This is a genomic window from Buchnera aphidicola (Panaphis juglandis) (assembly GCF_964059065.1).
Classification (GTDB): domain Bacteria; phylum Pseudomonadota; class Gammaproteobacteria; order Enterobacterales; family Enterobacteriaceae; genus Buchnera_L; species Buchnera_L aphidicola_AM.
Window position 1 is genome coordinate 293,996 of sequence record NZ_OZ060378.1, and the last position, 10,914, is coordinate 304,909.

Consider the following 10,914-nt stretch of genomic DNA (forward strand, 5'->3'; position numbering starts at 1 on the left):
TAGTATTTATTTTAAATAATAGTAGGTAATTTATAACGAATTCTACATTCCTACAAGGAATAACAATCAATATACTATATAATATTTTCTCAAAAAATACAAAAAATATTAACACAATCATTAATAAAAATATCATTAAAAAATTACCGTGTATAATTCCGAATGGTTTTACGATTCATTAAATCATCAATTTGAACAGAATCAATAGTTTCATATTCCATTAAAGCATCTTTCATAGCATGTAGAATATCTAAATTATCACGAAGAAGTTTTTTAGATCGATGATAATTCTTTTCAATTAAAGCTTTCATTTCTTGATCAATAATTCTAGATGTATCATCAGAAATATATTTCGATCCATTAAAAGTAGTAGAAAAAAAAGATGAATCATCAGAATTTTCTGTATATAATAAAGGTCCTAATTTTTCCGAAAAACCCCATTTTGTTACCATATTTCTAGCTAAAGTTGTAGCAACTTGAATATCATTCATAGAACCAGTAGAAACTTTGTTTATTCCATAAATTAATTCTTCTGCTATCCGACCACCATATAACGTAGATATTTGACTCTCTAATTTTTCACGACTAATACTAATAATATCAGATTCTGGCAAAAAAAATGTTACCCCCAAAGCACGACCCCTAGGAACAATCGTTACTTTATGTGCTGGATCATGCTCTGGAACAAGTCTTCCAATAATCACATGACCAGATTCATGATATGCAGTAAATTCTTTTTGTTGTTCAGTCATAATCATTGATCGACGTTCTGATCCCATTATAATTTTATCCTTGGCTGTTTCAAAATCTAACATAGAAACTGATTTATGATTTAATCGAGCTGCACACAATGCAGACTCATTCACCAAATTGGATAAATCTGCACCAGAAAAACCAGGTGTTCCTCTGGCAATTATTCTGGGATCAACATCAGAAGCTAATGGCACATTTTTCATATGGACTTGCAAAATTTTTTCTCTACCTCTTAAATCCGGTAAAGATACTACAACTTGACGATCAAAACGACCAGGTCTTAATAATGCAGAATCTAAAATATCAGGTCTATTTGTTGCTGCAATTAAAATAATTCCTTTATTACTATCAAAACCATCCATTTCAACTAACATCTGATTTAATGTTTGCTCTCTCTCGTCATGACCTCCACCAAACATACTTCCCCTTTGACGTCCCACAGCATCAATTTCATCAATGAAAATTATACAAGGAGCAATTTTTCTTGCATGTTTAAAAATATCACGAACACGAGATGCTCCAACCCCAACAAACATTTCAACAAAATCTGAACCTGACAATGTTAAAAAAGATACTTTTGCTTCCCCTGCAACAGCTTTTGCTAAAAGAGTTTTCCCCGTTCCTGGAGGTCCAATCATTAATACACCCTTAGGAATTTTTCCTCCCAATTTTTGAAATTTTTCAGGTTCTTTTAAATATTCTACTAGTTCACTAACTTCTTCTTTAGCTTCATCACATCCTTCAACATCTTTAAATGTTACTGTGACTTTATCATCTGTAAAAATACGAGTTTTACTTTTTCCAAACGAACGTGATCCTCTACCAACATTATTTTTTACTTGTTTCATAAAATAAAACCATACTCCAATCAAAAGTAATGTTGGAAACCAAGAAATAAATATTGATAACATAATATTAGTCTTTCTTGGTTCTATTCCAGATAATGTAATATGATGTGATAAAAGATTATTTAATAATTTATTATCATATATAGGAATATAAGTAGTGTATTTACTATGGTTTTTTTTTACAAAACTAATATCATTACCATTAATATGTACTTTTTTAATTTGATTTTTATTCAATGAAGACAAAAAATAAGTATAACTAACATGACGACTATCAGGATTACAAAGATTCCAACCAATAATAATAAAAACAAAAAACATTAATAATACCAACCAAAATAACAATCTTTTAGATATATCACTCAATATATTCACCTCATCACAATAATTACGATTTTAATGATATGGATACATATTATTTTTTAAAATATTTAGCTAAAACAAAAACTTCACGTGAACGACTGCGTGAAGCATGTGGTTTACAAATTTTTACAACGGAAAAATTTTTATATAATATTTTTAATAATTCCTCCCATCCTTCACCTTGAAAAACTTTTACTAAAAAATCACCGTTATGTGATAATATTTTTAAAGCAATTTTCAAAGCTGATTGAAATAAAAGAAAAGAACTAGGTATATCTATGCAAGATATACCAGTAATTTTTGGAGACATATCTGATATCACTACATCAATATTTTTATCATTAATGATTTTCATTAAGTTATTCATAAATTTTATACTAAAAACATCTCCTTGGATAAAATGAACTCCAGGGATTACATCCATAACATTAATATCACAAGATATTACTGTTCCTGTATCACCAATACTTTGAATAACATATTGTGACCAGCTTCCAGGATAAGAACCTAAATCAATAACATTCATTCCCTTTTTAAATAAATTATATTTAATGTTTATACTATGCAATTTAAACCAAGCACGAGAACGTAAATTATTTCGATGAGATTTTTTAACATATGGATCTTTAAAGTGTTCATACAACCAAATTTTTGAACTTAAAGAACGTTTTTTTTTCATATAACCACTTTAATAAAGTATGATATCATTAAATAATCTACAAAAAACAAAATAAATAATAATGATATAATATAAAAATAAAATAAAAAACTGCTGTTCATAATTCACATAATATATTAGAATTACTAATAATATGAAATAAATAATGATATTAAATATATTTAATACTCAATATTTTATATTTTACAACTCCAGATGGAGTATCAACTACTACAACATCTAAAATTTTTTTACCAATTAAACTTCTTGCAATTGGAGAATTTACTGAAATTAAACCATTTTTAAAATCAGCTTCATCATCTCCAACAATACAAAAAACAAAATTTTTATTTTTTTGAATATGTAAAACACTAACTGTGGAACCAAAAACAACTTTTCCATTAAAAACTACATTTTTAATATCGATAATTTGAGCATAATATAATTTTGATTCAATTTCTTGAATTCTTTTTTCACAAAATGCTTGTTCTTCTCTAGCAGCATGATATTCAGCATTTTCCTTTAAATCACCATGTTTTCTCGCTTCTGAAATTGAATGAATAATTTTAGGTCGGATAACATTTTTTAAATGTTTTAATTCGGTATTAAGTTTTTCAGATCCTCGAATTGTCATTGGAATTTTATTCATAAAATATATTCCTTATTTTTAATATAATAATTAGTTGATAAAAATTGGATAAAACATATACATATAATTTTTATAATGAAAAATAATAAAAACCAAATTTTATATGTTGTATAAATAACAAATAATCAATAAAATAATACTAGTTATGCTGTTGTGTTATTCTTAATTCCATTCATCATAAATAATAAAAATTCAAATATGAATACTATAGATTTAAAATCACATATCATGAAACATGTTCAATTAAAAAAACTTTACTTAACAGGTGACAAAAATCATATACATATTATTGCTATTGGTGAAATATTCATTGGTATGAGTAGCATTGAAAAACAAAAAACCATATATCAACCAATTATAAAATATATTGTAGAAAAGAAAATTCACGCTGTAACAATAGATACTTTTACTGTTGATGAGTGGAAATATTCAGAATTAAAAAAAAAAAGAATAAAAGACACGTAAAAAACAATTTTATATAAATCATTTTTATTTGTCAAAATACAAATTTAAAGATTAAAAACTTTATAAAATATACTCTAGAATTTTACTTATAATATTTACTATAATATTTAAAATTGATTAAAAATTAGGATATCCTATGTATGCAATTTTTGAACATGGCGGAAAACAATATCAAGTTAAAAAAGGTCAAAATATTAAAATTGAAAAAATTAATTTAAATCCAGGAGAAAATATCAACTTTTATAAAATTATTATGGTTATCGAAAAAGAAAAAATAAAAATTGGTCAACCTCATGTCCAAAACACAAATATTACTGGCAATATTATACAACATGGAAAACATAAAAAAATCAAAATCATAAAATTTAAGAGAAGAAAACACCATCAGAAACAACAAGGACACCGACAAAATTTTACAGAAATAAAAATTATTAATATTAATACTTCTATTTTATAAATTAAAAAGGTTAATTATGGCACAAAAAAAAGCTGGTGGTTCAACACGCAACGGTCGAGATTCAAAATCAAAGAGATTAGGAATAAAAAAATTCGGGGGAGAGTATGTATTTTCAGGATCCATTATTATTAAACAACGTGGAACTAAATTTCATTCTGGAATGAATACTAAATTAGGGAAAGATCATACAATTTTCGCTACAAAAAATGGAAAAGTAAAATTTTCAAAAAAAGGTATAAAAAATAAAAAATATATTAGTATCATCTCTGATACAGCATAATTCAACTAAAATAACAAATATATTATATAAAAATAAGTATAAAATATAATGAAAATATTTAAACATAAAAATAAAATCAATATCGTATTTTCTATATAAAATACTATTTTTATGAGATAAATAATATGAAATTCATTGATACAGTCAACATCACAGTCACTGCCGGAAATGGAGGCAATGGTTGTATTCATTTTAGAAGAGAAAAATATGAACCAAAAGGTGGACCAGACGGAGGAAATGGTGGATTTGGAGGAAGTATTTGGATAAAAGTAGACCCTAATTTAAACACTTTAGTAGATTATAGATTCAAAAAACATATTTTAGCAAAAAATGGAAAAAATGGAAAAGCAAATAATAAAACTGGAAAAAATGGAGAAAATTGTAACATTTATGTTCCTATTGGAACCAGAATAATTAATTCTTCGACAAATGAAATTATTGCAGATTTGAATACAAAAAAAAAAAAAATCCTTATTGCAAAAGGAGGTAACCCTGGTATAGGAAACACTAAATTTAAATCATCAATCAATCGAACACCATATCAAAGAACACTAGGTAAAATAGGTGAGACACGTTTTTTAAAATTACAATTAATATTAATTGCTGATGTTGGAATCATTGGATTACCAAATTCTGGAAAATCAACTTTAATTTCATCAATATCATCAGCAAAACCAAAAATAGCATCATATCCATTTACAACCTTAATTCCTACACTAGGAACTGTATACATTAACCAAAACCAAAAATTTATTATTGCTGATATTCCTGGATTAATTCAAGGTGCATCAAAAGGATTAGGTTTAGGAACAACATTTTTAGAACACGTAAAAAAATGTCATATATTATTACACTTAATAGATTTTTTTACAGACTCCAAAACAATTATTAATAATATTAGAATTATTGAAAAAGAACTAAAAAACTATAGTTATAATTTATATAATAAACCAAGATGGATAATATTTAATAAAATTGATAATTATAAAAAAAAAAAAGAAATGAATGAAAAAATTAAAAAAATTAAAGAAAAAATTAAAAATACTAAAAAAATTTTTTTTATTTCAGCAATAGAAAAAATGGGAACAGAACAACTGTGTTATTCTCTATTTGAATACTTAAAAACAATATATTCTTCATAATATATAAAATTTTTTATAAAATATTTACTATATTATAAAATCCGGATATTACTATGTTCCGGATTCAATAAAATAAAATAATAAATTAAAACTATCTCTTTGAAAACTGTGGTCTTTTTCTTGATTTTTTTAAACCAACTTTTTTTCTTTCAACTTGTCTTGAATCTCGTGTAACAAATCCAGATTTTCTTAAAATATTTTGAAGAGATGAATCATATGCAATTAATACTTTAGTGATACCTTGTCTAATAGCTCCAGCTTGTCCAGAAATACCACCACCTTTAACTGTAATATAAAAATTTAACTTACTCATCATATTAGTAAGTTTTAAAGGTTGTAAAATTACCATACGAGAAGTTTCTCTTGGAAAATAATGTAAAAAATTTTTTTTATTAATAATAATATTACCAGATCCGATATTCAAAAATACGCGTGCTGAAGAACTTTTACGACGTCCAGTGGAATAATTTTGATAATTCATCATAAAAATAATACATCCTAAATTAAAGAGTTAAAATTTGTGGATTTTGAGCTTCATGGTTATGAATATCATTAGAAAAAATTTTTAATTTACGCAACATAGATCGACCTAAAGGTCCTTTAGGTAACATACCTTTTACAGCAATATAAATTACTTTCTCTGGATTTTTTAATATTAAATCACTAAAAGAACGTTTTTTAATGCCACCAATATATCCTGTGTGTCGATAATAAAATTTTTTATTGATTTTATTTCCTGTAACAATCACTTTTTTTGCATTTAAGACAATAATAAAATCTCCAATATCCATATAAGGAGTATAATCAGGTTTATGTTTACCTTTTAAATAATGAGATATTCTAGAAGCTAAACGTCCTAAAATTTGATCCTTAGCATCTATATAATACCAATTATTTTTTATAGTTTTCACATTTGGAATAAAAGTTTTCATACATATCCTTTAATTATATGAATCAAAAATATCAAATATGTAATGTAATAAATCATATAAAAAAATTATAAAATATCATCTAAAAAATAATATATTTCACTATGAAAATAATATAAATTTTATATAAAGATAATACACTATATAATTATCATTATGATATATTTTAATAAAAAATAAGATAAAAAACTATGGAAAATAAAAAATCTCTATTAAACTTAAGAAATTCTATTAACGATATTGATAATACTATATTACATTTGTTAGAAAAAAGAAAAAAAATATCCATAAAAATTGCAAAAATAAAATTAATTTATAAATATCCAATAGAAGATAAAAAAAGAGAACAAGAACTAATAAATAGATTAATTGAAATTGGAAAAAAAAAATCTTTTTCTGAAAATTATGTGAAAAGAATTTTTAAAATTATTATTAATGATTCAGTTAAAATTCAAAAATCAATGATACATAATCTCAATAAAAAAAAAAAAAATATAATTCCAATATTTTCTTATCTTGGAAACCAAGGTTCATACTCACAAATAGCATGTATGAAATATATTAAAAAATATCAAAAAAAATATATTATTAAAAAAAATACTAATTTTATAAATATATTTTATGATATTGAACAATGTTACTCTGATTATGCCATTATCCCTATCGAAAATAATTGCACTGGTTTTATCCACTCAACATACCGTTTATTAATTAAAACAAAATCCAAAATAATTGGATCATTTTATTTATCCATAAAACATTGTTTATTATCAAAATATAAAATTAATTTAAATGAAATTACAACTATTTATAGTCATTCACAACCACTGAAACAGTGTAGTAAATTCATTAATACTCTCAATAAATGCAAAATTCAATATACTAAAAATACATCTGAAGCAATGAAAATTATTTCTCAAAGTAATAAAAAAAACGAAGCTGCTATTGGTGATCAAATTAACGCAAAATTGCATTCGTTATCAATATTAAAAGAAAAAATATCTAATAAAAATAATAATAAAACCAAATTTCTTATCTTATCAAATAAAATCATGAATATAAAACATAATAAACCTCAAAACATCACCATGATTCTAACAACTACTAAAATAATGTTAATAGATATTATCTATGTGTTAAAAAAAAAAAAAATATGTAATATAAAATTAAAATCCAAATTATATCGAAATAATTTAAAAAAAGAAAAAATATACTTAGAAATTAAAGAACAACTAAAATCAAAAAAAATCAAAAACTTATTAGAAACACTCCAGAAAAAAAAAATTACTATAAAAATATTAGGATATTATCCTTCATTATCAATATAATTTTTATAAAATCAATATCAATAAATTTACAATATTAATATTATGAAAATATTGATAATATTATACTATTTTGAGAAATGATATGTTTAGAAGAATTGCAAAAAACTTTACATCCATTATTAAAGATATTTCTGGTTATGGAAGGATTACAGAAAAAAAACTAAAAAATATTCTTAAAAAAATTCATCGAACGTTAATAGAAGCTGATGTATCATTATTAGTTGTCGAAGAAATTATCCAAAAAATTAAAATATCACTATTAGGAAATGACATTAATAAACACCTTACTCCAGATCAGGAATTTATTAAAATTCTTAAAAAAACTATTATTAATATCATGACAATTGAAAATCATCAATTGATATTTTCTAAAAATCAACTATCAATAATATTAGTTGTTGGTTTACAGGGTTCTGGTAAAACAAGTAGTGTAGGTAAATTAGGAAATTTCATATCAACACAGTATAAAAAAAAAGTTTTAGTAGCTTCGACTGATATTTATCGTCCAGCTGGTATACAACAATTAGAATATATAGCTAAGCAAGCTAAAATTAGTTTTTTTCAGCATCACAATTTAAGTAATCCAATTTTAATAAGTAATAAATCTGTACAAGAAGCAAAAAAAAAATCATATGAAGTATTAATATTAGATACTGCAGGAAGATTACATATTGATGATAAAATGATGAAACAAATTCAAAATATACAAAAAACCATTCAACCTGTTGAAACATTATTTGTAATAGATTCTATGATGGGTCAAGAAACAATTAATGTTGCAAAAAAATTCAGAAAATTTTTAAATATCTCAGGTTTAATACTTACAAAATCTGATAGTGATGCTCGAGGAGGGTCAGCATTATCAGCTAGTTATATTATAAAAAAACCAATTAAATTTATTGGAACAGGGGAAAAAATCACATCATTTTCTATTTTTAATCCAAATCAAATTGCATCTAAAATACTTGGAATGGATGATATACTCTCTATAATTAATAGTATAGAATCTAAAAACCATAATAATAAAAAAAAAAAAGACATTTTTAATAAAAAAACATTTAATTTAGATGATTTTAAATTACAAATAAAAAAAATTAAAAATATCAGTAGTATTAATAATATTCTATCAAAATCAATAATTTATCAAAACAAAAATATAAAAAATTCAAATAATAAAAATAATATTATTAAAATAATTTCTATAATTAATTCTATGACTGCATATGAAAAAAAAAACCCGGAAATTATTAAAAGTTCTAGAAAAAAAAGGATTTCTAAAGGTTCTGGAACTACAATACAAGATGTGAATAAAGTATTAAAACAATTTAACATGTTTAAAAATATAATGAAAAAAATAAAAAAATCTGGTATGAAAACAGCAATAAAAAGTTTAAAAAATATTATTCCTAATATGATGAAAACCAATATAAACTAAATCACTCATTATACATTTGAAATTATGTGTTATAGTATGATTATATCAATAATTATAAAAATTAAAGGAAAGAATATGGTAAAAATAAGATTATCATTGCATGGTAATAAAAATAAACATTTTTATAAAATTATCGTTGCTAATAGTAGAAGTCCTAGAAATGGTAGATTTATTGAACAAATCGGATTTTTTTACCCAAATAAAACTCAAATCAATAATAAAAATATGATACTAAAAACTGATCGCATGTTATATTGGATAAAAAATGGAGCACAAATTACAAAAAAAACAAAAAAAATTATTAATAAAATTATAAGATCTAAAAATAAAGAATAATAATATAAAAATATTAAAAATGAAAAAACCATTAATTATAGGAAAAATTGGTTCAGCTTACGGAATACTAGGATGGAATACCATTCATTCATATACAGAAAAAAAATGTAATATTTTAAAATATATTCCATGGTTTTTAAAAAAAAATAATCAATATATAAAATTAGAAATTGAAAAATATAAAGTAAATTGCAAAAATATTATTGTTAAAATTAAAAACATCAATAATCGAAATCAAGCACAAAAAATCACTAACAAAATTATTATTATTAGTAGTGAAAGTATTAAAAGTACTAATAATCATGAATACTATTGGAAAGATATTATCACTTGTAAAGTTTTTGATATGAAAAAAAAATATTTTGGAACTGTAGAAAATATTATCAGATCTATTCATAATGATATTTTAGTTATAAAAAAAAAAAAAAAAACATTATTGATACCATTCATTGAAAAAATATTCATTAATAAAATTAAACTTGATATAAAAACTATTTATATTAAAACAGAAAATTTATAACATATATTCTATAATATTGTATAAAGGATTAGTATGTGGATCGGAATTATTAGTATATTTCCTGAAATGTTTAATGCAATTACAAAATATGGAGTTACTAAAAAAGCAATCGAAAAAAAAATTATTTCATTAAAAATATGGAATTTAAGAGATTTTTCAAAAAACCCTAGAAAAAAAGTAGATGATCGACCATATGGGGGTGGTCCAGGAATGTTAATAATGGTAAAACCATTACATCGTGCAATAATAGAAGCAAAAAAAATTGCACCAAATGATACAGTAATCATTTATTTATCTCCACAAGGTAAAAAAATAGACCAAAAAAAAATTCAATCTATTTCTATTAATACTAATATTATTTTTATATGTGGTAGATATGAAGGAATTGATGAAAGAATTATAGAGCATTATGTTGACGAAGAATGGTCAATTGGTGATTATATTGTTTCTGGAGGTGAATTACCAGCTATGATTATCATTGATGCTATTTCGAGACTACAACCAGGATTACTCAATATCAAATCCATTCAAGAAGATTCATTTTTTCAAGGATTATTAAAATATCCAAATTACACAAGACCACAAATTGTAAATGGTAAAATTGTACCAAAAATATTATTATCAGGACATCATAATAATATTAAAAAATGGAAAATACAGCAATCTATAAAAAACACATTATTAAAAAGACCAGATTTATTAAATAAATCAATACTATCTAATAAAAAAAAAAAATAAAAAATATAAAAAA

14 protein-coding genes are annotated in these 10,914 nt (G+C 23.2%); 9 read left to right on the plus strand and 5 right to left on the minus strand.

The genetic code is table 11. From position 1 onward, the window contains the following. Nucleotides 1-143: 143 nt before the first annotated feature. The 3 genes from ftsH to greA all read right to left on the minus strand — a co-directional run bounded on the left by ftsH (nt 144) and on the right by greA (nt 3,271). A complete protein-coding gene (gene ftsH, locus AB4W46_RS01365; protein ID WP_367678699.1) occupies nt 144-1,967 on the minus strand; it encodes an ATP-dependent zinc metalloprotease FtsH in 1,824 nt (607 codons plus the stop codon). Between the two features lie 49 nt (nt 1,968-2,016). Then, a complete protein-coding gene (locus AB4W46_RS01370) occupies nt 2,017-2,643 on the minus strand; it encodes an RlmE family RNA methyltransferase (protein WP_367678374.1) in 627 nt (208 codons plus the stop codon). Nucleotides 2,644-2,794: 151 nt separating this feature from the next. Then, a complete protein-coding gene (gene greA, locus AB4W46_RS01375) occupies nt 2,795-3,271 on the minus strand; it encodes a transcription elongation factor GreA (protein ID WP_367678375.1) in 477 nt (158 codons plus the stop codon). A 198-nt stretch (nt 3,272-3,469) separates the two neighbouring features. Between greA and AB4W46_RS01380 the strand changes: the two genes are divergently transcribed. The 4 genes from AB4W46_RS01380 to cgtA all read left to right on the plus strand — a co-directional run bounded on the left by AB4W46_RS01380 (nt 3,470) and on the right by cgtA (nt 5,615). Next, nucleotides 3,470-3,736: a BolA/IbaG family iron-sulfur metabolism protein gene (locus AB4W46_RS01380; RefSeq protein WP_367678376.1), complete on the plus strand. Its 267-nt coding sequence runs from the start codon at nt 3,470-3,472 to the stop codon at nt 3,734-3,736. Nucleotides 3,737-3,872: 136 nt separating this feature from the next. Next, nucleotides 3,873-4,193 carry a 50S ribosomal protein L21 gene (gene rplU, locus AB4W46_RS01385; RefSeq protein WP_367678377.1) on the plus strand — a complete coding sequence of 107 codons (321 nt, stop codon included), beginning with the start codon at nt 3,873-3,875 and terminating at the stop codon, nt 4,191-4,193. 16 nt (nt 4,194-4,209) lie between these two features. Continuing rightward, nucleotides 4,210-4,473 (plus strand): 50S ribosomal protein L27, encoded by a 264-nt coding sequence (gene rpmA, locus AB4W46_RS01390; RefSeq protein WP_367678378.1) that lies wholly within the window; start codon nt 4,210-4,212, stop codon nt 4,471-4,473. 125 nt (nt 4,474-4,598) lie between these two features. After that, entirely contained in the window at nt 4,599-5,615 is a 1,017-nt protein-coding gene (gene cgtA / locus AB4W46_RS01395) for an Obg family GTPase CgtA (protein WP_367678379.1), read from the plus strand. Between the two features lie 91 nt (nt 5,616-5,706). On the opposite strand, the gene rpsI is transcribed toward cgtA, so the two are convergent. Together rpsI and rplM are read right to left on the minus strand one after the other, a co-directional pair. Further along, entirely contained in the window at nt 5,707-6,099 is a 393-nt protein-coding gene (gene rpsI, locus AB4W46_RS01400) for a 30S ribosomal protein S9 (protein WP_367678380.1), read from the minus strand. A 19-nt stretch (nt 6,100-6,118) separates the two neighbouring features. Beyond that, nucleotides 6,119-6,547 carry a 50S ribosomal protein L13 gene (gene rplM / locus AB4W46_RS01405; RefSeq protein WP_367678381.1) on the minus strand — a complete coding sequence of 143 codons (429 nt, stop codon included), beginning with the start codon at nt 6,545-6,547 and terminating at the stop codon, nt 6,119-6,121. Between the two features lie 188 nt (nt 6,548-6,735). Between rplM and AB4W46_RS01410 the strand changes: the two genes are divergently transcribed. The 5 genes from AB4W46_RS01410 (at nt 6,736) to trmD (ending at nt 10,901) form a co-directional block, all read left to right on the plus strand. Beyond that, the gene (locus tag AB4W46_RS01410; protein ID WP_367678382.1) at nt 6,736-7,872 is read left to right on the plus strand and encodes a prephenate dehydratase domain-containing protein; all 1,137 of its coding nucleotides are present in this window, start codon (nt 6,736-6,738) and stop codon (nt 7,870-7,872) included. 82 nt (nt 7,873-7,954) lie between these two features. Continuing rightward, nucleotides 7,955-9,307, plus strand: a complete 1,353-nt coding sequence (locus AB4W46_RS01415) for a signal recognition particle protein (RefSeq protein WP_367678383.1) — start codon at nt 7,955-7,957, stop codon at nt 9,305-9,307. 75 nt (nt 9,308-9,382) lie between these two features. After that, on the plus strand, nt 9,383-9,643 hold the full coding sequence (rpsP, locus tag AB4W46_RS01420; RefSeq protein WP_367678384.1) for a 30S ribosomal protein S16: 261 nt from the start codon (nt 9,383-9,385) through the stop codon (nt 9,641-9,643). 19 nt (nt 9,644-9,662) lie between these two features. Then, the gene (gene rimM / locus AB4W46_RS01425) at nt 9,663-10,163 is read left to right on the plus strand and encodes a ribosome maturation factor RimM (RefSeq protein ID WP_367678385.1); all 501 of its coding nucleotides are present in this window, start codon (nt 9,663-9,665) and stop codon (nt 10,161-10,163) included. A gap of 33 nt (nt 10,164-10,196) precedes the next feature. Next, entirely contained in the window at nt 10,197-10,901 is a 705-nt protein-coding gene (gene trmD / locus AB4W46_RS01430) for a tRNA (guanosine(37)-N1)-methyltransferase TrmD (protein WP_367678386.1), read from the plus strand. Nucleotides 10,902-10,914 lie beyond the last annotated feature (13 nt).

What these genes read in the sequence shown, in the direction of transcription:
- AB4W46_RS01370 (WP_367678374.1), bottom strand. Translation starts at nt 2,643, where the DNA reads ATGAAAAAAAAACGTTCTTTAAGTTCAAAAATTTGGTTGTATGAACAC.
- greA (WP_367678375.1), bottom strand. Translation starts at nt 3,271, where the DNA reads ATGAATAAAATTCCAATGACAATTCGAGGATCTGAAAAACTTAATACC.
- AB4W46_RS01380 (WP_367678376.1), top strand. Translation starts at nt 3,470, where the DNA reads ATGAATACTATAGATTTAAAATCACATATCATGAAACATGTTCAATTA.
- rplU (WP_367678377.1), top strand. Translation starts at nt 3,873, where the DNA reads ATGTATGCAATTTTTGAACATGGCGGAAAACAATATCAAGTTAAAAAA.
- rpmA (WP_367678378.1), top strand. Translation starts at nt 4,210, where the DNA reads ATGGCACAAAAAAAAGCTGGTGGTTCAACACGCAACGGTCGAGATTCA.
- cgtA (WP_367678379.1), top strand. Translation starts at nt 4,599, where the DNA reads ATGAAATTCATTGATACAGTCAACATCACAGTCACTGCCGGAAATGGA.
- rpsI (WP_367678380.1), bottom strand. Translation starts at nt 6,099, where the DNA reads ATGATGAATTATCAAAATTATTCCACTGGACGTCGTAAAAGTTCTTCA.
- rplM (WP_367678381.1), bottom strand. Translation starts at nt 6,547, where the DNA reads ATGAAAACTTTTATTCCAAATGTGAAAACTATAAAAAATAATTGGTAT.
- AB4W46_RS01410 (WP_367678382.1), top strand. Translation starts at nt 6,736, where the DNA reads ATGGAAAATAAAAAATCTCTATTAAACTTAAGAAATTCTATTAACGAT.
- AB4W46_RS01415 (WP_367678383.1), top strand. Translation starts at nt 7,955, where the DNA reads ATGTTTAGAAGAATTGCAAAAAACTTTACATCCATTATTAAAGATATT.
- rpsP (WP_367678384.1), top strand. Translation starts at nt 9,383, where the DNA reads ATGGTAAAAATAAGATTATCATTGCATGGTAATAAAAATAAACATTTT.
- rimM (WP_367678385.1), top strand. Translation starts at nt 9,663, where the DNA reads ATGAAAAAACCATTAATTATAGGAAAAATTGGTTCAGCTTACGGAATA.
- trmD (WP_367678386.1), top strand. Translation starts at nt 10,197, where the DNA reads ATGTGGATCGGAATTATTAGTATATTTCCTGAAATGTTTAATGCAATT.